Here is a 22,121-nt window from a genome sequence, read left to right on the forward strand (position 1 = left end):
TTCGTTAAAGAGCTATTTAAAAAATAAAAAGTCTGTTTGAAAAGTGTTTTTCGAATAGATTTTTTGCTTTATTTGAAAAACATAAAGCCTGATTTCTTTCTGTTTTAGCTAATAATTACTTATATTTGAGATAGACATTGGTCGTGAATTTCTTTTTTTAACACTAAATTTAATAGTATGGAAAATGAAAAATTTGTAATCACAGATAATTTGCAGGCAACCCAGTTTCAGCGCTTTCTGAATTGGTTTGTTGATTTAATATTTATTTATATTTTAATCCTGAGTTTAGGAACTACAATTATTTTAATTGCACTTGCTGTAGATAATTTTGAGTTATCCAATTGGGTTAAAAATATGAGCAAATCTGAAATAGGTGTTTATTCTTTAATAATTGCCTTTTTGTACTATTGGCTTACTGAGATGTATTTTTCCCGTACTATTGCAAAATTAATTACTCATACAATAGTTGTAAACAGTGACGGATCTAAGCCTGCTAAAAAAACCTTTTTTATCCGAAGCTGTTGTCGTTTTATTCCTTTTGAAGTGTTTTCTTTTTTGGGGTCTGTTCCCAGAGGCTGGCATGATGTTTTTTCAAAAACCTATGTGGTTAAGAAGAGAGAATTGCTCAATGTCAGAAAAAATCAAAATAAACTTATTACGGATGTGATGTAAAATGTTGAAGTAGAAATATTAAAGTTTAAAACAGCTATTGTTCTAATGGCTGTTTTTTTATTTTATTCAGAATTTCATAAAACTATCCTGAAATAGTATAAATAGTCAGAGCCTTTTCTAATTTACATTTGTATTAGTACTAAATGAAATAGTTATGAAAGCAATTCAGTATATAAAAAATACAGGTACGGCTATTATTCGTTTAATGTATGCTGTATGTACAAATGATATGATTATGTATTCCAGACAGGCTAGTAATATTGAGGTTTTTGTAGTCGCTTTTTTTATAGAATTCAACCGCCTTTTTATTGCAGATAGTTTATTTATGAATGCCTTGCAAAAACATTTGTTTTTAAATATTAAAAAAGATTTTAAGTATAAAAGTAATTTGTATAAAACAATTCTTTTGGAAAATAAGAGTTGTTTTTTAAAATATCTTGACAGTATTCCATTCAATAAACTGAAAAAAAATACTGTTTTTTAAAATTCTCAAAAGAGAAAAATAGATTATTTTGAAAACAGTTCAATCCTTTCTTCGATGTGTAGATTCAGGGAATAGCAAATATTTTATTGTAAGTTCCGTATATTGTTTTGTCCGTTAATTCTTGTCTGAAAAAATTTTTAAATATAAATATCGAAATAAATCGATTTATTTATTATCTTTGCCTCATGATTACCCCATTAAATATAAAACAGGTAGAAAAAATATCCAAAGCGTTAGGAGATCCTTATCGGTTAAAAATACTGGATATGATTAGTAAGCGTAAAGATTTTATGCAGTGTTGTGAAGTTTCTGAATGTTTTAATCTGGCACAATCAACGATGTCTCATCATTTGAAACAATTAGTAGAAGCTGAATTGTTATTGTCAGAAAAAGAAGGACGGAATCTGAAGTTTGTTATCAATAAAGAAATGTGCGAGGCTTATAGCCGGTATATTGCGAATTTAGGCTTTTAGCCTTTTTTCTAATCATATAAATCGAAATATTTAGATATTTAAATACTTATAATAATTAAATTGTTAATGCAAAAAATGAAAAAATTAGAAAACAAAGTTGCTGTTGTTACAGGAGGGAACAGCGGTATCGGATTAGCAACAGCTAAATTATTTGCTGAAGAAGGAGCTAAAGTTGCCATAACAGGACGTAATAAAGCTACCATTGATGCAGCGGTTTTTGAAATAGGAAATGCAGCAATCGGAGTCATAAGTGATGTTTCGGATATCAAAAACATTGATAAAAGCTACTTGGCTGTAAAAGATACTTTTGGAAAAATTGACGTATTAGTGATTAATGCAGGTGTTTTTATTGCATCGCCCCTTGCTGATTTTACCGAAGAGATGTTTGATCAGACGAGCGATATCAACTTTAAAGGTGTGTTCTTTAGTGTACAAAAAGCATTACCCTATCTGAATGACGGGGCTTCAATTATTCTTACAGCATCCACGGTTGCTCATAAAGGTTTTGCTACTTTGGCAGCTTATTCGGCATCAAAAGCTGCTGTTCGTTCGTTAGCAAGAACTTTATCGGCAGAATTATTAGACAGAAATATTCGTGTAAATGTACTTTCGCCCGGACCAATTGATACACCACTCTTTGCAAGAAACGGGGCTTCAAAAGAAGAAGTAAACGGAACTAAAAATCATTTGGCTTCAGGAATTCCGGCTAAACGATTAGGAACTTCAGAAGAAATAGCAGCAGGATTTCTTTACCTGGCTTCCGATGATTCTAAATTTATGATAGGAGGTGAGTTGTTACTTGACGGAGGTGCAGCAACACTGTAACTATAAAATAAATACTTTCATCATAATTATAAATAGTTTTTTTCAAGAGGATGAAACATCCGGGGAAATTTAGCCCAGACCGGATGTTCACTTTTAAAATTTAAATAAAAATCGTATTCTGAAACGCTTGTTTCAAAAATAATTATATCTTTGCAAAATGTAAATTAAACTCATATGGCTCGCTGTGTAGAATTTAACGAAGTGGAAAAAATTGAAAAAGCAATGAATGTCTTTTGGGAAAAAGGATATAATGCTACTTCAATGCAGGATCTCGTAGATGCTATGCAGATTAACAGAAGCAGTTTATACAACACCATCGGCGACAAACACCAATTGTTTATGAAGTGCATCAGCAATTATTTTGATAATGCGATGACTGAAGTAAAAGAAAAAGTGGTTAAATATCCATCAGCTAAAGAGGCACTGATTAAAATTATTACTGATAAAGCAGATTGGATTGTTGATTGTGATAAAGGATGTTTGGGAATGAAAACAATTTTTGAAATAGCTCCCGATGATTGTAGTGTTCGCAATCAAATGAGTAAAAACAATGATGTTTTTATCGAATTTATAGCTACCGTGGTTCAAAAAGCAATGGATGATGGTGAAATGGATGATTCAGAAGATGCCGCTTTAATGGCAGAATATATTGTTACTTCTTTCACAGGATGGAAGCAATCCTATATCCTTCATGGCAACCCAATAAAAATCAAAAAAATGTCAGAATTTCTGATTAAAAACATATTTAAATAATTTCCTTTTTTTTTTATCTGAATTCTGAAACGTTTATTTCAGAAAACAATACATACTAAAAGCATCATTTTTAAATTACAGCATTGATTCTGAAACGTTTATTTCAGAATAAGTGATTATACAACAAACATTAATATTAATTAAAAACAGCATGAATTCTGAAACGATTATTCCAAAAACAATAGTAATTACCAAATTAAATCAAATCTTCATTATGAAAAAAGTTACTTTTCTAAGCCTAATAGCACTATTTTTTATCAGTTGCGCCGATAAGAATGCAGCTCCTCCAGCTCCTGAAGCACCTAAGTTACCTGTTTTAAGTATTATTAACGAAAATGTGACTACTGAAACCGAATATCCCGCATCAATTCAGGGAACTGTAGATGTGGAAATTCGTCCGCAGGTAAGCGGAAATCTTGACCGTGTTTTAGTAGACGAAGGTGCTTACGTAAATAAAGGACAGACTTTATTTAAAATAAATGAGCGTCCTTTTCGTGAACAGTTAAACAATGCTCTGGCCAGTCTTCATGCTGCTGAAGCAGCTTTGATTAATGCTCAGTTAGAAGTAGATAAATTAGCTCCTTTAGTGCAAAACAAAGTAGTTTCAGATTATCAGTTAAAAACAGCTAAAGCTTCTCAAAAAATTGCTGCAGCCAATATTGAGCAGGCAAGAGCGATGGTAGCATCAGCCAGAATCAATTTAGGATATACGAATGTGATAGCCCCGGTTAGCGGTTACATAGGCAGGCTGCCTAAAAAGCAGGGAAGTTTAGTTTCTGCTACCGATATTGAACCTTTAACAACTCTTTCGGATGTACACGAGGTTTTTGTTTATTTCTCATTGAGCGAAACTGATTTTATCAAATTCAAATCACAATATAACGGTAATACAATTGGAGATAAAATTAAAAATCTGCCTCCTGTAACCTTGATTCTTGCGGATAATAATGCTTATGCAAAATCCGGAAAAATTGATATGGTAGACGGTCAGTTTGATAAAACTACAGGAGCCATTACTTTGAGAGCTACTTTCCCAAATGCAAACGGAACTTTGCGTTCCGGAAATACGGGGAAAATTCGTTTAGGAATCAATCATGACGATGCTATTTTGATACCACAATCAGCAACAATTGAAATGCAGGATAAAGTATTTGTTTTCACTTTAAACAAAGAAAATAAAGTAAGTAAAATGCCTGTCAGCATTATTGGTAAAAGCGGCACAAACTATCTGGTTAGTGAGGGAGTAAAATCCGGAGACCAAATTGTATTAAGCGGCATTGATAAACTTCAGGAAGGACAGGAAATTCAGCCTCAAAAAGCAGCTGTTGAGGTTGCACAAATCATTACTAAAAAATAATTTTTATAAAAATGTTCAAAATATTTATACAAAGACCTGTACTGGCAACGGTTATCTCCATATTGTTAGTCATTCTCGGGGTGCTTGGACTTACAAAATTGCCTTTACAACAGTTTCCTGATATTGCACCTCCCTCGGTTTTAGTAACGGCAGTGTATCCTGGAGCAAATGCCGAAACAGTTTTACGTTCTGTAGCACCATCACTGGAAGAATCTATAAATGGAGTAGAAAACATGACTTACATGAGTTCTACCGCCAGTAATGATGGAACTTTAGCCATTACCGTTTTCTTTAAACTAGGGACAGATGCCGACCAAGCAGCGGTTAACGTGCAAAACAGAGTTGCACAAGCCACCAGTCAATTGCCTGCCGAAGTAGTGCAGCAAGGAGTGATCACCGCCAAACAACAAAATAGTTTCATCATGGCGATTGGTATGTATACTGATGACGAAGCTAAATACGATCAGACTTTTGTTGCCAATTATGCTCAAATTAATATTATCCCTGAAATCAAACGTATTCCGGGAGTTGGTTCTGCCAGTATTTTTGGAGGTGTAAAAGATTACTCGATGCGGGTTTGGCTGAATCCAACTCAAATGGCGACACACAATGTAACGCCTAATGAAGTTATGGCAGCAATTCAGGACAAAAGTCTGGAAGCTGCTCCGGGTAAATTTGGAGAACGAAGTAAAGAGGTTTTTGAATACGTAATCAAATACAAAGGAAAACTTACTAAACCGGAAGATTATCAAAATATTGCTATTCGATCCAATGCTGATGGTTCTGTACTTCGATTAAAAGATGTTGCCCGAGTGGAACTTGGTGCTTACTCTTATAACAGTTTAACACGTTTGAACGGTAAAAAAGGAATTGTAATTGGTGTTATTCAGTTGGCTGGATCTAACTCCAATGATATTCAGATTGCTATTAATAAATTAATGGAGAAAGCTTCGAAGGATTTTCCAAAAGATATCAAACATAATATTTTTTATAGTACCAAAGTGTCATTGGATCAATCCATCGATCAGGTAAAACATACTTTATTAGAAGCTTTTCTATTAGTATTTATAGTGGTATTTATTTTCTTACAGGATTTTAGATCTACTTTAATTCCGGCCATAGCGGTTCCGGTAGCTATTTTAGGAACCTTCTTTTTCATGCAGTTATTTGGGTTTTCGATTAATCTATTAACACTTTTTGCTTTAATTCTGGCAATTGGAATTGTGGTGGATGATGCTATTGTGGTTGTGGAAGCGGTGCATGCCAAAATGGAGCACAAACATCTGTCTCCAAAAATAGCTACACATGAAGCGATGCATGAAATTACGGGAGCTATTATCTCAATTACGCTGGTAATGGCCGCTGTATTCCTGCCGGTTGGTTTTATGGAAGGTTCGACCGGAGTTTTCTATCGTCAGTTTGCTTTTACAATGGCTATTGCGATTGTAATTTCAGCTGTAAACGCATTAACATTGAGTCCAGCATTGGCGGCTTTATTTTTAAAAGATAATCACGCACCACATGATGGAAATATTCCTTATACCAAACCAGGTTTTAAAGAGAAATTCTTTACCGGATTCAATAATAGTTTCGAATCCTTGACCAACCGTTATATAGGTGGATTAAAATTCTTAATTCGTAACAAATGGGTTTCTTTGGGTGGATTGGCTTTAATTACTATTGCTACAATTGTAATGGTAAAAACAACGCCGGCCGGGTTTATCCCGACAGAAGATCAGGGATTTATTGCCATTGCAGTTAACACACCTTCGGGAACTTCGCTTGACGGAACACAGAAAGTAATGACAGAAGCTGAAAATATTTTAAGCAAATTAGATGCTTCCAGAGACGTTACTGCTATTTCAGGGTTTAATTTATTAACTAATTCTACCAGTCCGTCATCAGCGGTTGTTTTTGTATTGTTGAAACCAAATGAAGAGCGTGGCGAAGTGAAAAACATCGACGAAATTATGAATCAGGTTCGTGGTAAATTAGGTGCAATTTCAGGCGGAAGTTTCTTTGTATTTAGTTTTCCTACTGTTCCCGGATTTAGTAATGTGGAAGCTTTAGATTTGGTGTTGCAGGATAAAACCGGCGGTAAACTGGATAAATTCAGTGGAATTTCTCAAACCTTTATTGGCGAATTAATGAAACGTCCAGAAGTTGCAGTTGCCTTTACCTCTTTCAAAGCCGATTATCCGCAATTGCAATTGGATATCAACGATGAAAAAGCCGATCAATTGGGAGTGAAAGTAAAAGACATTTTACAAACCATGCAGGCATATTTTGGTAGTGCCCAGGCATCTGATTTTAACCGATTTGGTAAATATTACCGAGTAGTTGTGCAGGCTGATATTGATGACAGAGCCGATCCGTCATCTATTGACAGAGTTTTTGTGAAAAATAACAATGGCGAAATGGTTCCTATCAACACATTGGTAAAACTAAGTCGTATTTATGGTTCAGAAACCGCTTCGAGATACAATTTGTTTAACTCTATTTCTATCAATGCTATTCCTGCACCTGGATTTAGTTCTGGTGATGCTATTAAAGCAATCGAAGAAGTAGCTGCACAACAACTGCCGGCAGGTTATGCCTATGAATTTTCAGGACAAACCCGGGAAGAGATTTCATCCGGAGGGCAGTCGGCAACTATTTTCTTATTGTGTCTGATATTCATTTACTTTTTACTTGCTGCACAATATGAAAGTTACATTTTGCCATTAGCAGTTATATTTTCTATTCCGGCAGGAATTTTTGGAGTATTTGCTGCAATAGGTTTAACAGGAATCGAAAATAATATTTATGTACAGGTGGCATTGGTAATGCTTATAGGATTGCTTGCCAAAAATGCGATTCTGATTGTTGAATTTGCCGTTCAGAAAAGAAAATCCGGACAAGCATTAGTCAAAGCATCAATAGAGGCGGCTAAACTACGTTTGCGTCCTATTATCATGACATCACTGGCTTTCGTAGTAGGATTAATTCCGATGATGGGTGCTACAGGACCGTCTGCACAGGGAAACCATTCCATTAGTATTGGCGCTGCGGGAGGTATGGTTTCAGGAGTAATTCTGGGGTTATTAATCATTCCGGTTTTATTCATCGTATTCCAGCATTTACAGGAAAAAGTTACCGGAAAACCGATAGCCGTAATTCATAACGAAGAAAAATAAAAAAATGGAAAATTTTATAACGACAATTCTGCTGGCCGTCATTATTGGCATCGGCTATATATCGTACAGGATTTCTAAAGATTTAGAAAGCAGAAAAGATACTTGTACAGAAATTTAATGACAATTTATAAAATGAAAAAATATATAACTAAAATTGTGATGGTCGCCATTTTGATCCTCACAATACTATCCTGTACCGTTTCAAAGGATATTGAAGCTCCCAAAGAGGCACTTCCTGAGAATTTCAGGAATCAAAAGACTGCTGATACCACAAGTAGTGCGGATATTAAATGGAAATCTTTTTTTGAAGAACCTGATTTAGTAAAGCTTATTGATGTTGCATTAGAAAAAAATAACGATTTACAAATTGCGGAGCAAAATATAGCAATTGCTAACTTGAAATTTAAGCAGGCTAAATGGGGAAATGTTCCTCAGCTGAATGCCTATGCTACGGCAGTAACGAACCGTCTTTCCGATAATAGTCTGAACGGATTAAGTACCTCTCAGTTTTTAGGACAAAAACACCTGGAAGATTTTTCAGCCGGATTAAATTTATCTTGGGAAGCGGATATTTGGGGTAAAATAAAAAACCAGAAAAAAAGTGCTCTAGCTGAATTTATGCAAACAGCTGAAGCTAAAAAAGCATTGCAAACTACTATTGTAGCTACAGTGTCAAAAGGGTTTTATGATTTGCTTATGCTCGATGCACAGCTGGAAATTGCCAGAAAAACGTTGGTTCTAAATGACAGTACGCTCTTCATTGTTAATTTACAGTTTGAATCCGGTCAGTTAAGCTCGCTGGCAAAAGATCAAACCGAAGCACAACGATTAGTAGCGGCTCAGTTAATTCCCAAATTAGAGCAGGATATAGAAATTCAGGAAAATGCTTTAAGTGTTTTATCAGGAAGTTTTCCGGATGCTAAAGAAAGGGAAAGTAAACTAAACACAATTCTTGTCAAAGAAAATCTTTCAGCAGGGATTCCGTCTGAGTTGTTGGAAAAAAGACCGGATGTTAAGAGTGCTGAACTGGCGTTAAAAATGGCGAATGCAAAAGTTGGAATTACAAAATCAAGTTTGTACCCGGCTTTGAATATCACTGCCGTAACCGGTGTGAACTCATTTGAGTTTAACAACTGGTTTAATATTCCGGCTTCTTTATTTGGATCAGTAACAGGTGGATTAACAGCTCCGGTTTTGAACGGTAAAAAACTAAAAACCCAATATGAAGTGGCTAAGGTTCAAAGAGAACAGGCAATCTTACAGTTTAAACAAACCGTTTTAGTTGCGGTACAGGAAGTATCTGATGCTCTGGCAAAAATTAACAAGCAGGAAGAACAATTTGCTATTGCAAAACAACGCGTGGAAAAGCTTCAAAAAGCAATTGGAAATGCAGATTTGCTTTTTAAAAGCGGAATGGCTACTTATCTTGAAGTGATTGTTGCTCAAGGAAACCTTTTGGCTGCAGAACTGGAACTCGCATCAATAAAAAAGGAACGTTTGTCGTCAAATGTCGAATTGTATCGTGCTCTTGGTGGTGGATGGGAATAACCGGTTTATAACTATTTTTTAAATAATTTTAAGCAGAAAAAAATGAATTCAAAATTTAATAATTATCTTTTTAATACCGATCTTAACTCTGTGTATCAGAAATTTTGGGTTACTTATGATCTTTTAAATTTAAGTCCCAATGCTATTTTGAAATTTAAAAAGCAGGAAAAGAATAGTCTGATTTCTATCGAAAATTCGAATTTGTCTTATTCAGAAATCCAGTTAATTTTTATGGAACATCAAATTAAATACAATCAGATGGCTTTGTAATCAGGTATCAATAAATGCAAAAACCCTGGCTGAGATTAACTCAGCCAGGGTTTTTAAATAATAAAAAAAAAATTAAGCAAGAACAGTATTTTTGGCAGCAATACGCATTTTTTTAGCGGCATTTACCATTTCAATCAGTGCTTTTTTAGTTTCTTCCCAATGACTGTTTTTTGTAATGTGCGTCTTAAAGAGCATGCAAAAAATGTAGGAGCCAATTTTGTAAAAGATATTGTGGCGCTTCCGGAGATTATTGAGTGCTATAATATTGCAGGTGATTATGATTTTATGCTGAAAATTTTAATCGAAGATATTATCTACTATTGAGAATATAGGAAACACTCAAACTATATTTGTCATGGGCGAAATTAAAAATAGTACGGAATTGAATTTTTGAGATATATATTTTTACCACAGATTTTCATGTGAATCAATAAATGAAAATCTCAGAATCTACTTTTTTTGATGTGATTGTGTTTCCTCGAATTTACCTTATAAATCGTAAAATAAATGTATTTTTGATTTTTTTATCTAAACTTATAAATCTACAATCTACCATCAATATGAACTGGGAACAACTTTTATCTTTAAAAAGGCAAGGCGATACAAGTAAACGATTACGAATTGAACAGGATGACACCCGTTTAGGATTTGAAGTAGATTATGATCGTATTATTTTTTCGGCTGCTTTTAGAAGTTTACAGGATAAAACCCAGGTAATTCCGCTTTCTAAAACTGACTTTGTACATACCCGATTAACGCATAGTTTGGAAGTTTCTGTAGTGGGAAGGTCTTTAGGACGTTTGGTTGGAAAAAAAATTATAGAAAAATATCCGTATTTAAAAGATATTCATGGATTTCACATGAATGATTTTGGAGCTATTGTTGCCGCAGCATCATTAGCGCATGATATTGGAAATCCTCCATTTGGGCATTCCGGAGAGAAAGCTATAGGAGAATATTTTTCTATTGGAAAAGGAAAAAAATACCAGGAATATCTGAGCCCAAAACAATGGCAGGATTTAATTGATTTTGAAGGAAATGCCAATGGTTTTTCGGTAATGACTTCAAGCCGTCCGGGAATTGAGGGCGGGCTTCGCATTTCCTACGCTACTCTGGGTGCGTTTATGAAATATCCAAAGGAGAGTTTGCCCAAAAAACCTACCCGAAATATCTCCGATAAAAAATATGGCTTCTTTCAGGCTGATGCGGCTTTTTTTAAAGAAGCCGCTCAGGATATGGGTTTGATTCCCAATAAATCCGGTGAGGATATTGGTTTTGAAAGACATCCGCTGGCTTATTTAGTTGAAGCTGCAGATGATATCTGTTACACTATCATTGACTTTGAAGACGGTATAAATTTAGGTTTGGTTTCCGAAGATTTTGCTTTGGAATATTTGATTAAATTAGTAAAAGACAGTATTAATACTTCCAAATATAAAACTTTAGAAACTAAAGAAGACCGTATAAGTTATTTAAGGGCATTAGCGATAAGCAGCCTGATAAATGATGCCGTAAAAGTGTTTATCGCTAATGAAGAGGCTATTTTAAAAGGGCAATTTCCATTTGCATTAATGGACAAAAGCAAATACAAAGCTCAGATGGATGACATTATCAAAATTAGTATTGATAAAATTTATCAAAGCCGTGAAGTCATTGAAAAAGAATTAGTAGGTTATCAGATTATACAGACTTTACTGGATAAATTTATTACTGCTTATGACAATACATTTAATGGTACAGCTTCTAATTATGATAAGTTAATATTAAAATTATTGCCGGAAAAACACCATCTGGAAAAAGAGAATCTATATGATCGTTTGCTGCACATTTGTCACTACGTATCCTTGCTTACAGATGGAAATGCATTAGAATTATATGAGACCATTAATGGTAGCAAAAAAAGATAATGGCTTAAAAAGCATATGTAATACCTACTCCTAAAACCTGTTTTAACTGGGTTTTAGGTCCTTCGGTAACCTCAACGCCATCAATTTCTGTTTTGTTTTTGATGTCATCATCGTATAAAATACGGGCACCAATATTTGCTTTTACATATTGATTTACGACTAAATTTAAAGCTAAATCACAGTCTACATCGACATTTCCAAATTTGTTAATGTAGTCTGAATAGAGACTCACATTGCTCACAAAAATCACATTTTTGGAAATTTCACTTTTGTAATGATTTGTAATCAATACACCGACTTCATTTTTAGCTCTTCTTCCTCTTTTGACAATATTTCCGTCTTCATCATAAATCGCTTTTTCGACCCCGAAAGATCCATTGTTAGCTAAATCCTGATCCCACACTAATGTTGCTTTATAAGTAAAAGGAGAAGCGTAAAAAACAAAATCTTTATTTTTCTTGCTATACTCCGCTCCGGTTCCTAAAAACATATATGCCGGTGCAAAGAGTCGTGAAATAGGATTGTCTTTGTTCGGATATTTGTATCCGTTAGTCAGCTGAGTGTTAAAATTAAGTTTTCCCGAATGAAACCAGTTGCTTTCAGGGTTTTTTCGGTATCCAAAAGTAGAATTAAACCGAAAAGCATCGTCGGTTTTACGAACTTCAACACCGTCCTGTTTATTCATTCCGTATCTGATACTGAGTTCGTTCACCCATTTCATGTATTTTCTCTCATAAGTTCGGTTGAAATCTCCTTTGAGTAATCCTGAAATAGAACTGGTACCACCCGCACTCCAGTTTACAAACGCAATTTCGGAAATGTCAAATCCTAAAATGTTTTTGCCGTGCCAGTGTGAGTAATGTGGTTCTATTTTTATAATTTCAGGAAGTTTAACCGTTCTTGCAATTGTGTATCTTAATTTAGGAGGAGAAGGTTTTCTGTAAAAATTATCATGTAATACCGGCTGAAGTATTATTTTAGGGATTGAATCTGTAGCAATGGAATCCGCAACAATTGTATCTTTAACAACCTGCGAAAAACTACTGGTCCCAGTAATAAATAGTAATAACAGAATAAGAAGAGTTTGTTTTTGTACTTTCATTATTGAATCGGTATTTAATGTCAGCAAATTTCTTGTTTTAATAACTCAAAAAGAGTGATTTTAGTGTTTCAACGCTAATTGTGCAATATTGTTGTAATTGGTTTACAGTTCCTTGTCCAATAAACTCATCCGGAATTCCTAATGTTTTAATATTGGACCGGTAGTTATTCTGAGCTGCAAATTCCAGAATTCCGCTTCCGAAACCACCAATAACTGTGCCATCTTCAATTGTAATGATGAATTTGAATTTTTGAAATATTTCGTGTAATAATTTCTCGTCTAAAGGTTTTACAAATGCAAAATCAAAATGGGCAATTTTTTCAGGATTTTCTATTTCGTTCAGCGCCATTTTTACATTGTTTCCTATGGTTCCGCTCGATAAAACGGCTACTTTACTTCCATTTTTGATACAAAAAGCTTTCCCAATATCAATTTTTTGATAGTGACCAAAATATTCTTTTTTCCAATCAGGAATTACACCGCGACCTCGGGGATAACGGATAGCTATAGGATGTTCCAGTCCTGACTGAGCGGTATACATAATGTTTTGTAATGCTATTTCATTCATAGGAGCATAAATAATCAGATTAGGAATGCAGCGTAAGTAAGCAATGTCAAATACGCCATGGTGTGTTGCTCCGTCTTCACCTACTAATCCTGCTCTGTCCAGGCAAAATATTACAGCTAAATTTTGCAAAGCCACATCATGAATGACCTGATCATAAGCTCTTTGTAAAAAAGTAGAATAAATATTGCAAAAAACAGTCATCCCCTGTGTTGCCATTCCGGCGGCTAAAGTTACTGCGTGTTGCTCGGCAATTCCTACATCAAAAGCGCGTTCCGGTAAGGCATCCATCATAAATTTTAATGAACTTCCTGAAGGCATTGCAGGTGTGATACCTATAATTTTTTCATTGGCTTTTGCCAGATCTAAAATAGTCAGACCAAAAACATCCTGATATTTTGGAGGTAGATCCGCTTCTGATTTTGGTATAATTTCACCGGTTAAGCGATTAAATTTTCCGGGAGAATGATAGACGACCTGATTTTCTTCTGCCTGTTGTAATCCTTTCCCTTTTTTAGTAATTACATGCAAAAATTTAGGTCCTTTTATTTTTTGTAAACGCTTTAATTCTTTGGTTACTGCAAAAATATCGTTGCCGTCAATTGGTCCTGAATAATTAAAATTCAGGGATTTAATCATATTATTTTGTCTGGGATTTTTGCCTTCTTTTACCGCCGTAAGATAGTTTTTCAAAGCACCGACGCTTGGGTCAATTCCGATGGCGTTATCATTGAGAATGACTAATAAATTGGCATTAGTCACTCCGGCATGATTCAGTCCTTCAAAAGCCATTCCTGAAGCTATCGAAGCATCACCAATTACGGCAATATGTTGTTTTTCGAAATCTCCTTTCAGATTTGATGCAATTGCCATTCCCAGTGCGGCTGAAATGGAAGTCGAGGAATGACCTACGCCAAAGGCATCATAAATACTTTCGCTCCTTTTGGGAAAACCTGAAATCCCGCCTAATTGTCTGTTAGTGTGGAAAACATCTCTTCTTTCCGTTAGGATTTTATGTCCGTAAGCCTGGTGACCCACATCCCATATTAAAGCATCAGCGGGTGTGTTAAATACATAATGCAAAGCAATGGTTAATTCAATCACTCCTAAACTCGCACCCAGATGTCCTTCTTTTACTGAAACGATATCGATAATAAAATTGCGTAATTCCTGAGCCAACTGAGGAAGTTGGGCTTCGTCAAGGACACGTAAATCAGAAGGAGAATTGATATTTTGGAGTAGACTGCTTTTCATTAGGAATTCTAAAAAAGCAAATTTACGGTTTTAAATTTAAATCTGTTTTTGTATCTGCAGATTGAATTGAATTTTAAAGCAGGAAGGCATTATAAAACGATTTTAAATTATACTGTTATTGTTTATTCGTCTTGCTAAAATTTCAAGATTCAAATTGAAAAAACGCCATAACAATTGCTGCAAGAGATTTAGATCTTAATTTTAAGCTCCCGAAAATTATTTCAAAATCGTACTTTTGCTGTATGGAAAATATTTTCACCGACGAATATTTTATGAAAAAGGCTTTGCAGGAAGCCGAAAAGGCTTTTGAGAAAGGCGAAATTCCTGTAGGAGCAATTATTGTAGTCAATAATACCATCATTGCCCGCAGTCATAATCTGACTGAAATGCTTCATGATGTTACTGCTCATGCCGAAATGCAGTCGATAACTGCTGCTGCAAATTATTTAGGCGGGAAATATTTAAAAGATTGTACGCTGTATGTAACTCTGGAACCTTGCCAGATGTGTGCCGGAGCTTTATACTGGAGTCAGATTTCTAAAATTGTTTTTGGTGCCCGTGATGAACAACGTGGTTTTATGACTCTGGGAACAAAACTACATCCTAAAACTACTGTGGTTTCAGGAATCATGGCAAATGAAGCTGCTGATTTGATGAAACATTTTTTTGTTTCGAGGAGAAAATAATTTTTGTAAACGATTATAATATTCCTCTGGCCTTAATTTCAAGATATTTGTTAATGGTGTCTAAGGTCAGATTTTCGGGTTGTGTCAAAACCGAATGAATTCCGTATTTTTTAAGTTCGTTTACAATAAGCTTTTTTTCAAAAATAAACTTTTCAGCAATGACTTTGTCGTAGACTTGCTGGATTGTTTCTGCTTTTTTAGTGGTTATCTGATTCAATTCGGTATTTTGAAAAAAAACGACTACCAGTAAATGGCTTTTTGCAATTCCTTTTAAATAAGGTAACTGACGGTGGAGGCTATCTAATGTTTCAAAGTTGGTATACAAAATAATCAGACTTCGCTGGCTGATGTTTTTCTTGATGTCCGCATAGAGTCTGGAATAATCACTTTCAAAATAATCCGTTTTAATTTTATAGAGATTTTCCAGAATTTTTTGCATTTGCAACGTTCTTTTTTCTGAAACGACACGGTTTTCTACTTTTTTAGAAAAAGAAAACATACCGGCTTTATCTTGTTTTTTCAGAATCACATTAGACATCACTAAAGTGGCATTTATAGCATAATCAAGCAGACTCATTCCGTTAAAAGGCATTTTCATCGTACGCCCTTTATCAATTGCCATATAAATATTTTGGGATTTTTCGTCCTGAAACTGATTCACCATTAAACTGTTTTTCTTGGCAGTAGCTTTCCAGTTCAGGGTTCTGATATCATCACCGGGAACATATTCTTTAATTTGTTCGAATTCCATTGTATGTCCCAGTCGTCTTATTTTTTTAACCCCGTACTGAAACAAATTATTAGAAAAAGCAATCAGATCGTATTTTCTTAACTGAATGTAAGAAGGGTAGACCGGAACCATTACATCTTTATTGAAAATATAGCGCTTAGAAAGCAACTTTAATGGAGAAGAAATATAAATATTTAAATTTCCAAAATGATATTCACCGCGTTCTGTGGGTCTGAGATAATATTGAAAATCATCAACTGAAGCATTTTTTATTTTTCGTTTAATTTCAAAGTCTCTGATTTGGAACTGAAAGGGAATTTCGTCAATTACTTTAGCATAAACACTAAAAGCATAGAAATTTTTAATGCTAATGATTATTGGATTTTCATCACCGTTAGATAATTTTTCGGGCGTTATTCTTTGTGCTTCTATTCCGTTTTTTGTCAGAAACAAAATGATAAAATCCAAAACGAAAAAGCACATTAAAGCAAGCAGAATATATTCCGCAGCCTGATACAAAGCTGGAAATATAAACGACAGACAAAATATCCCTATTATGCCTGCCAGCAAATAGAAGAACAGCAGATTGATATAAAATTGTTTAAAATAGTTCAATATTTATAGCGCTTATGATTTGTAAAAGGATTTTTTTTTGAAATTTATTTATCTGGGAATTTCAATGTTTTCTAATATTTGTTTAATGATTTCGACACTTGTTAATCCTTCCATTTCACGTTCAGGAGTAACAATTACCCGGTGCTGCAATACGGGAATTGCGGCCTCTTTAATATCCTCTGGAGTAACAAAATCCCTGCCTCTGATAGCAGCAAAACCTTTGGCTGCATTCAGGATTGCAATAGAAGCGCGTGGAGAAGCACCTAAATATAAAAATGCATTTTCGCGGGTATTCACCACAATTTTAGCAATGTATTCAATCAGGTTTGCATCTAGCAGTACTTGTTTTACTAAAGCCTGATAGCTGTTGATTTCACTCGCCGAAATAATGCTGGCAATGGTATCTAATTTTCCGTGATTCTGAAGAGAATGCTCTCTTTGTAAAATTATAATTTCCTCATCCAGAACCGGATAATCAATGTTGATTTTAAACAGAAAACGGTCTAATTGTGCTTCGGGTAAACGATAGGTTCCTTCCTGTTCTATGGGGTTTTGTGTCGCTAAAACAATAAATGGTGTTTCTAATGTATATGTTGTTCCGTCCATAGTGATCTGGCGTTCTTCCATAACTTCAAAAAGAGCAGCCTGCGTTTTGGCCGGAGCACGATTGATTTCGTCAATTAAAATCAGGTTAGAAAAAACAGGTCCTTTTTTAAATTCGAATTCGGATTTTTTTAAATCATATACCGATGTTCCCAAGATGTCCGATGGCATTAAATCCGGTGTAAACTGGATGCGGCTGAATCCTATTGAGAGTGTTTTTGACAGAATTTTAGCAGTTATGGTCTTAGCAACTCCGGGAACGCCTTCGATTAAAACATGACCATTGGATAAAATAGCAACCAGCAACTGATCAATCATTTTATGCTGACCCACAATTACGGTTTCTAATTCTTTTTTTATTTTTTGAATGCTTTCGCTTAATGCTCCTAAATCTAATCGGGATTCAAAGGTTACATTTTCTGAATCCGGATGGCTGTTTTCTGTATTTTCCATTAGCTGATAATTTTTTCTATTGCATTATTAATTTCAATTAAATCTTCTTCAACACATAAGTAATAAGGATCATTCAGACGTTTAATTAGCCATACCAGCTCTTTAATGTCCTGCATGCTTTTACCTGTTTTCAGTTGTAATTTTTTTTCAAAATTCTCGTCTAAAACAGTAGTGTCAATTAAATATTCATTCCTTATTTTTTCAAAAAAATAAATTATTTTTTTATTGATAATATTTTGATGATCGCCTTCCTGATAATATAAATTACCAATAGTCTTTGTAAAATCGACTGTTGTATTGGCTAATGGTTTCACGATAGGAACGATACGCTGTTTCCTCTTAGCATTAAAAATCATAAACAGCAGCATGCCGGAAAGGAACAGTAACCAGGCCCATTTTAAAGCAGGCTGACTCAAAATATAGCGCAAAGGAGAATTAGAAATAACTTCTCCATTTTGGCCTTTTACTAACCAGAAAAGATTACCTTCAGGGATATAAGAAAGAATTTTTTCGGTATATTCAAAATGATTGCTTTTTAATAAATGATAATTTGTAAAACAGGCCGGTTGTGTGTGCAGGTAAAAATAACCTTCTTTGTAAGGTACTTTTATAAAATTAATTTCTTTTTTATTGTCTTTTCCCTGATACCCCAAAACGGTTGTTGTCAGGGTGTCTATTTCTGAAAAGTAAATATTCCCGGCTCCAATATTTAAATTGTATTTTTCAGAACCTAAATTTTTATTAGCCATCCACACATTTACCGTGTCAGATAATTTTAAACTGGAGTTAATGCTGAAATTTAAACTGTCCATTAGCGTTTCAGGAAAATCTTTGCAGCTTATAAAAGCGGTATTGCCATCACCGACAAAATAAAAAAGTTCTTTGTCTGATTTGCTGTCTAAGTTGTAATTTTCAGAGACAGAAAAAATAGTTCCGCGGTAGTCGTACGCTACATCGACTAAAGCATTTTTGCTGTTAAAAAATTCATAGAGTGTTTTTATTACTTTTTGGATTTTGTTTTGTTTAAATAAACCGCTGGCTTCTTTGTCAAAAACATAGAGTCCAAAAGGAATTTTTTCGGTTAAATCATAAGAGGGAAACCAATTTACAGGTTTGGGCTTAACAGCGTCAATATAAACAATGCCTGCTAAAAACAAGATGAAAAAAACAATATATATTTTAATGGTATTGTTCATTTATGAGATGGATTGTAACGTTTTTTCAAATGTTTTTTTTGCTTTTTCAAAAGTGATTTCGTCCAGATCAAATTCGCCGTACCAAATGTAATTGTACAAATAAGACACATAACCAAAGTCATTCCTAATGCTTTCATTTTTTATCTCATACAGATAATCTGAATTTGTTTTTTCAGGATTCCAGTCGATTACATTTTTCTCCGACATTTTCTTCAGTAACCATAAATAATAGTATCGGATAGCTAATCGTTGCTCCCCGGATTTTAAGGTGTCCTTTATTAATTTTTCAAAATCTATATGTTTCAGATTTAGCTCTATATCATCATATTTCAGGATTTTTTGAGCAGTTGATTTCCCAAAAATCCATTGTTCTTCTTTATTGAGGATGAGCTTCACAATACTATAAATAACATACACTATGAGAAGTATTGCAATAGTTTTTAAAGTCAGATTAACATATTTTCCTGAAACATCCATGTTAGGGAGCCCAAAAATCTTTTTAAACCAAAATGATAACCAATTTAAAAAGCGATCCCAAATTCCTTTTTCGGCAATTTTTACATCATAGATAAAATCAGACGACTGATAACTTTTTTTATAATTTGGATCAAATTTCAGCGGTTTAATGATACTGTTGTCAACTAGGATTTCTTTTTCATTGATAGGCATAGTGCTGCTTTTGGCTACAGCCAAAGAATCCTGCGATCGGGAAGAAACGCCTGTTAAAAGCAGAAAAAATAAGATTAATTTATTCACTGTCACTACCTATCAAGTCTATAGAATGGTTAGCCGAAGTATTCTCTTCCGTTTCTTTCTGGCTGTAATAAATTAGCCCCTGATTGACAATAATTAAATTGCTGAGAATATAATTGGCAACAAGAGAAATAACCATTACAACTGTCATTAACATAGGCAGTGCCGAAAATTGTTCGGGATTAATTGGTCCGGACTGAGGTGAAAAATCGGTAAACATATTTACCATGCCTAACAGATACGGTATTGTGGTAAAAATGGTCATTACAATCTGAATAATAATTATCATAATCATTGTTGATCCTACATTGGTCCAGAACTGTTGTTTTAAATATTTAAAACCTAAAGCTAGAGAAGGAAACAATCTGTCAGTTGAATTCAGATAATGATAAAAACTAATGTTTACCCAGCTAAGGGCAGCCGGAGCTGTGATAAAAAACAATGGGATTCCTATGATTATGAAAAATAAAAGGATGTTGAGTCCAAAAATGAGAACTATTATGGGAGTTATTATAAATATTAATGCGATAAAGAATTTAAAAATTTTAAAAGATTTCTGTTTCAGACTCTGGAGTATTTCCGAAGGTTCGATATCATCAGTGTTTTTTTTGTCAAATAAATCAAAATAAATTACCGGAAATGCATATTGTAAAACAGAAATAAAGAAAAATAAAACCATTATAAGTATGGCAAAAAAAGCAATAAAACCGACATTGTCAGTAAGCATATTTACCATTGGGTTCGAATCTAATCCGGGGTTGCCTAAATTAGAAAACAGCGTCTGAAAGTAAAACTGAAAACCAAAAAATACAATTGCAATTAATAGCAACAGCAAGGCACCGTTTATAATGAAATAGTTTTTAAAATAGCTTTTTCCGTGCATTTTAAAAAACAGAAAAGTATCATTAATATAAGTGCTAAACGAACGGTTTTTGTGAAGCTGAAACATCATTTAGATTTATTTTTTTGTTAATAATAAACGGGTATATTAAATAATAAAAAGCAATAAAGGAAAGTGTTGAAATGATAATAAAGACACTTAACCAGACTGGCATTTCAATGGAATACCGGGTGATAAAACCTTCCAGAAATCCAGCTGCAATGGTGAAAGGAATAGTACTCAGGAAAATTTTTAAGCTGTTTTTAAAACCAATTTTAAAGGAATTCATTCTGGAAAAAGTTCTAGGAAATAAAATAGATGCGCCTAATATGAAACCGCATGCAGCTTCTACCACCATCCCAAAAATTTCCATTGTGCCATGAATCCAGATACCGCGAACGCTTTCCCAAAAAACACCCTGCTGGTGGAAAAAATACTGAAAAGCACCGAGCATGATAGAGTTTTGCAATAAAACAGTAAAGGTTCCAATTCCTAGAAAAACCCCATAAATAAAACAACGGGTTCCTACATATAAATTATTGAGTGTTATCCCAATGAAACTCCCCACATTCCCGCCGGATTTATAAACTGCCATCGGATTGCCTTTTTTTATGTTTTCCAAAGTCATATTTACGTAATCGTCACCCAGAATAAGGCGTACAAAATCCTGATCATATTTAGCAGAAACAACTCCGATACTGACGCAACAAAAAAACAGAATAAAGGCATACAACAGATAGCGTTTGTATTGATAGACTAAAAGAGGTACTTCGGCTGAAAAGAAATGTATAAAGCGATTTTTATCTTCTCTTTTGGTTTTGTAAATCTTTTGATATATCTGAGAAGCCAAATAATTCAGATAGATTACCGTTTTACTTTTGGGGTAATAAGTTTGTGCATAAGATAAATCATTTACCAAATGAATGTACAAGTTTGCCATTTCATCAGGATTTTTCTTAGATTTACCAAAAATTGCCTGTTCAAATTCAAGCCATTTTTCTTTGTTTTGTTTTATGAATGCAACTTCTCTCATTGAGGCTAAAATAATAAAATATGTCAGAATTATCGATAAATACTACACAAAATGTTGTTATTAAATTTTCTGCTGCTTCTGTAGGAGAAAGAATGGGTGCTTACGCCTTAGATTTGGTTATAAAAATCGCCTATTTATTTACGGTATTCTATATTTTTTACTGGCTGAAATTAGACCGGATTTTTGGCGGAGACCGATGGACGATAATGTCTGTTATGATGATTTTGGCGCTGCCCTATGTTTTTTATTCTTTAGTTCTGGAAACTCTTTTTGAAGGACAAACTTTAGGGAAGAAGATTTGTAAAATTAAAGTGGTGAAAATAGATGGTTATCAGGCCTCTTTCGGGGATTATATTATACGTTGGCTTTTTCGTCTTATTGATTTTATTTCCAGTAGTGGTCTGGTGGGGTTGACAGCCATGATTATTAGTGAAAAAACGCAGCGACTGGGAGATATGGCATCCGGAACAGCTGTCATTACTTTGAAAAATAAAATTACAATAAACAGTACTATTCTCGAAGAAATAGGTGATGCTTATGTGCCGGTTTATCCTTTGGTTATCAGGCTTTCAGATAATGATATCCGTATAGTAAAAGAAACCTATCAGACCACATTAGTGCAAAAAAAGATTGATTTTGAAATTCTGGGAAAATTAAAAGATAAAATCGAAAGTGTAACCGGAATAACAAAACAATCCGGTACAACAAACGAAGAATTTATCAAAACTATCTTAAAAGATTATAACTTTTATACTCAGCATATGTAATGTGGCAGATAAAAAATAA

Annotated in this window: 21 protein-coding genes; 13 read left to right on the forward strand and 8 right to left on the reverse strand. The window is 34.2% G+C overall.

Going from position 1 to position 22,121, the window contains the following annotated elements; all coding sequences use genetic code 11:
• Positions 1-177: 177 nt before the first annotated feature.
• From ABS764_RS05460 to ABS764_RS05510, 11 genes are all read left to right on the forward strand, one after another.
• Positions 178-672, forward strand: a complete 495-nt coding sequence (locus tag ABS764_RS05460; protein ID WP_408080794.1) for an RDD family protein — start codon at positions 178-180, stop codon at positions 670-672.
• Between the two features lie 154 nt (positions 673-826).
• Complete coding sequence (locus tag ABS764_RS05465) at positions 827-1,156, forward strand: hypothetical protein (RefSeq protein WP_408080795.1); 330 nt, start codon at positions 827-829, stop codon at positions 1,154-1,156.
• A gap of 185 nt (positions 1,157-1,341) precedes the next feature.
• On the forward strand, positions 1,342-1,629 hold the full coding sequence (locus ABS764_RS05470; RefSeq protein WP_408080796.1) for an ArsR/SmtB family transcription factor: 288 nt from the start codon (positions 1,342-1,344) through the stop codon (positions 1,627-1,629).
• Positions 1,630-1,704: 75 nt separating this feature from the next.
• Entirely contained in the window at positions 1,705-2,454 is a 750-nt protein-coding gene (locus ABS764_RS05475; protein WP_408080797.1) for an SDR family oxidoreductase, read from the forward strand.
• A gap of 174 nt (positions 2,455-2,628) precedes the next feature.
• Entirely contained in the window at positions 2,629-3,207 is a 579-nt protein-coding gene (locus ABS764_RS05480; RefSeq protein ID WP_408080798.1) for a TetR/AcrR family transcriptional regulator, read from the forward strand.
• A gap of 214 nt (positions 3,208-3,421) precedes the next feature.
• Complete coding sequence (locus ABS764_RS05485) at positions 3,422-4,564, forward strand: efflux RND transporter periplasmic adaptor subunit (RefSeq protein ID WP_408080799.1); 1,143 nt, start codon at positions 3,422-3,424, stop codon at positions 4,562-4,564.
• Between the two features lie 11 nt (positions 4,565-4,575).
• Positions 4,576-7,740 carry an efflux RND transporter permease subunit gene (locus ABS764_RS05490; protein ID WP_408080800.1) on the forward strand — a complete coding sequence of 1,055 codons (3,165 nt, stop codon included), beginning with the start codon at positions 4,576-4,578 and terminating at the stop codon, positions 7,738-7,740.
• A gap of 132 nt (positions 7,741-7,872) precedes the next feature.
• Entirely contained in the window at positions 7,873-9,288 is a 1,416-nt protein-coding gene (locus ABS764_RS05495) for an efflux transporter outer membrane subunit (RefSeq protein WP_408080801.1), read from the forward strand.
• Positions 9,289-9,330: 42 nt separating this feature from the next.
• Entirely contained in the window at positions 9,331-9,558 is a 228-nt protein-coding gene (locus ABS764_RS05500) for a hypothetical protein (protein WP_408080802.1), read from the forward strand.
• 159 nt (positions 9,559-9,717) lie between these two features.
• Positions 9,718-9,882 (forward strand): Lrp/AsnC ligand binding domain-containing protein, encoded by a 165-nt coding sequence (locus tag ABS764_RS05505; RefSeq protein ID WP_408080803.1) that lies wholly within the window; start codon positions 9,718-9,720, stop codon positions 9,880-9,882.
• Positions 9,883-10,118: 236 nt separating this feature from the next.
• Positions 10,119-11,465, forward strand: a complete 1,347-nt coding sequence (locus ABS764_RS05510) for a deoxyguanosinetriphosphate triphosphohydrolase (protein ID WP_408080804.1) — start codon at positions 10,119-10,121, stop codon at positions 11,463-11,465.
• Positions 11,466-11,469: 4 nt separating this feature from the next.
• On the opposite strand, the gene ABS764_RS05515 is transcribed toward ABS764_RS05510, so the two are convergent.
• Together ABS764_RS05515 and ABS764_RS05520 are read right to left on the reverse strand one after the other, a co-directional pair.
• The gene (locus tag ABS764_RS05515; RefSeq protein WP_408080805.1) at positions 11,470-12,567 is read right to left on the reverse strand and encodes a DUF3078 domain-containing protein; all 1,098 of its coding nucleotides are present in this window, start codon (positions 12,565-12,567) and stop codon (positions 11,470-11,472) included.
• A 37-nt stretch (positions 12,568-12,604) separates the two neighbouring features.
• Entirely contained in the window at positions 12,605-14,386 is a 1,782-nt protein-coding gene (locus ABS764_RS05520; protein WP_408080806.1) for a 1-deoxy-D-xylulose-5-phosphate synthase, read from the reverse strand.
• Positions 14,387-14,628: 242 nt separating this feature from the next.
• Here ABS764_RS05520 and ABS764_RS05525 point away from each other — a divergent pair, with 242 nt between their 5' ends.
• Positions 14,629-15,072 (forward strand): nucleoside deaminase, encoded by a 444-nt coding sequence (locus ABS764_RS05525; RefSeq protein ID WP_408080807.1) that lies wholly within the window; start codon positions 14,629-14,631, stop codon positions 15,070-15,072.
• A 13-nt stretch (positions 15,073-15,085) separates the two neighbouring features.
• On the opposite strand, the gene ABS764_RS05530 is transcribed toward ABS764_RS05525, so the two are convergent.
• The 6 genes from ABS764_RS05530 to ABS764_RS05555 are packed head-to-tail and all read right to left on the reverse strand — an operon-like array spanning position 15,086 to position 21,335.
• Positions 15,086-16,417, reverse strand: a complete 1,332-nt coding sequence (locus tag ABS764_RS05530) for a DUF58 domain-containing protein (RefSeq protein WP_408080808.1) — start codon at positions 16,415-16,417, stop codon at positions 15,086-15,088.
• A 48-nt stretch (positions 16,418-16,465) separates the two neighbouring features.
• On the reverse strand, positions 16,466-17,473 hold the full coding sequence (locus ABS764_RS05535) for an AAA family ATPase (RefSeq protein WP_408080809.1): 1,008 nt from the start codon (positions 17,471-17,473) through the stop codon (positions 16,466-16,468).
• Positions 17,473-18,669: a DUF4350 domain-containing protein gene (locus ABS764_RS05540; protein ID WP_408080810.1), complete on the reverse strand. Its 1,197-nt coding sequence runs from the start codon at positions 18,667-18,669 to the stop codon at positions 17,473-17,475. The genes ABS764_RS05535 and ABS764_RS05540 overlap by 1 nt, the downstream gene beginning before the upstream one ends.
• Positions 18,670-19,425 carry a DUF4129 domain-containing protein gene (locus ABS764_RS05545; RefSeq protein WP_408080811.1) on the reverse strand — a complete coding sequence of 252 codons (756 nt, stop codon included), beginning with the start codon at positions 19,423-19,425 and terminating at the stop codon, positions 18,670-18,672.
• Entirely contained in the window at positions 19,418-20,374 is a 957-nt protein-coding gene (locus tag ABS764_RS05550) for a hypothetical protein (protein ID WP_408080812.1), read from the reverse strand. The genes ABS764_RS05545 and ABS764_RS05550 overlap by 8 nt, the downstream gene beginning before the upstream one ends.
• A complete protein-coding gene (locus ABS764_RS05555; protein WP_408080813.1) occupies positions 20,340-21,335 on the reverse strand; it encodes a stage II sporulation protein M in 996 nt (331 codons plus the stop codon). The genes ABS764_RS05550 and ABS764_RS05555 overlap by 35 nt, the downstream gene beginning before the upstream one ends.
• 20 nt (positions 21,336-21,355) lie before the next feature.
• On the opposite strand from ABS764_RS05555, the gene ABS764_RS05560 reads away from it, so the two are divergent.
• On the forward strand, positions 21,356-22,102 hold the full coding sequence (locus tag ABS764_RS05560; protein ID WP_408080814.1) for an RDD family protein: 747 nt from the start codon (positions 21,356-21,358) through the stop codon (positions 22,100-22,102).
• Positions 22,103-22,121: the final 19 nt, after the last annotated feature.

Source organism: Flavobacterium plantiphilum (assembly GCF_046000495.1).
GTDB lineage: Bacteria > Bacteroidota > Bacteroidia > Flavobacteriales > Flavobacteriaceae > Flavobacterium > Flavobacterium plantiphilum.

What these genes read in the sequence shown, in the direction of transcription:
- ABS764_RS05525 (WP_408080807.1), top strand. Translation starts at nt 14,629, where the DNA reads ATGGAAAATATTTTCACCGACGAATATTTTATGAAAAAGGCTTTGCAG.
- ABS764_RS05520 (WP_408080806.1), bottom strand. Translation starts at nt 14,386, where the DNA reads ATGAAAAGCAGTCTACTCCAAAATATCAATTCTCCTTCTGATTTACGT.
- ABS764_RS05470 (WP_408080796.1), top strand. Translation starts at nt 1,342, where the DNA reads ATGATTACCCCATTAAATATAAAACAGGTAGAAAAAATATCCAAAGCG.
- ABS764_RS05515 (WP_408080805.1), bottom strand. Translation starts at nt 12,567, where the DNA reads ATGAAAGTACAAAAACAAACTCTTCTTATTCTGTTATTACTATTTATT.
- ABS764_RS05540 (WP_408080810.1), bottom strand. Translation starts at nt 18,669, where the DNA reads ATGAACAATACCATTAAAATATATATTGTTTTTTTCATCTTGTTTTTA.
- ABS764_RS05465 (WP_408080795.1), top strand. Translation starts at nt 827, where the DNA reads ATGAAAGCAATTCAGTATATAAAAAATACAGGTACGGCTATTATTCGT.
- ABS764_RS05485 (WP_408080799.1), top strand. Translation starts at nt 3,422, where the DNA reads ATGAAAAAAGTTACTTTTCTAAGCCTAATAGCACTATTTTTTATCAGT.
- ABS764_RS05560 (WP_408080814.1), top strand. Translation starts at nt 21,356, where the DNA reads ATGTCAGAATTATCGATAAATACTACACAAAATGTTGTTATTAAATTT.
- ABS764_RS05495 (WP_408080801.1), top strand. Translation starts at nt 7,873, where the DNA reads ATGAAAAAATATATAACTAAAATTGTGATGGTCGCCATTTTGATCCTC.
- ABS764_RS05460 (WP_408080794.1), top strand. Translation starts at nt 178, where the DNA reads ATGGAAAATGAAAAATTTGTAATCACAGATAATTTGCAGGCAACCCAG.
- ABS764_RS05510 (WP_408080804.1), top strand. Translation starts at nt 10,119, where the DNA reads ATGAACTGGGAACAACTTTTATCTTTAAAAAGGCAAGGCGATACAAGT.
- ABS764_RS05475 (WP_408080797.1), top strand. Translation starts at nt 1,705, where the DNA reads ATGAAAAAATTAGAAAACAAAGTTGCTGTTGTTACAGGAGGGAACAGC.
- ABS764_RS05555 (WP_408080813.1), bottom strand. Translation starts at nt 21,335, where the DNA reads ATGAGAGAAGTTGCATTCATAAAACAAAACAAAGAAAAATGGCTTGAA.
- ABS764_RS05535 (WP_408080809.1), bottom strand. Translation starts at nt 17,473, where the DNA reads ATGGAAAATACAGAAAACAGCCATCCGGATTCAGAAAATGTAACCTTT.
- ABS764_RS05490 (WP_408080800.1), top strand. Translation starts at nt 4,576, where the DNA reads ATGTTCAAAATATTTATACAAAGACCTGTACTGGCAACGGTTATCTCC.
- ABS764_RS05500 (WP_408080802.1), top strand. Translation starts at nt 9,331, where the DNA reads ATGAATTCAAAATTTAATAATTATCTTTTTAATACCGATCTTAACTCT.
- ABS764_RS05505 (WP_408080803.1), top strand. Translation starts at nt 9,718, where the DNA reads ATGACTGTTTTTTGTAATGTGCGTCTTAAAGAGCATGCAAAAAATGTA.
- ABS764_RS05550 (WP_408080812.1), bottom strand. Translation starts at nt 20,374, where the DNA reads ATGATGTTTCAGCTTCACAAAAACCGTTCGTTTAGCACTTATATTAAT.
- ABS764_RS05480 (WP_408080798.1), top strand. Translation starts at nt 2,629, where the DNA reads ATGGCTCGCTGTGTAGAATTTAACGAAGTGGAAAAAATTGAAAAAGCA.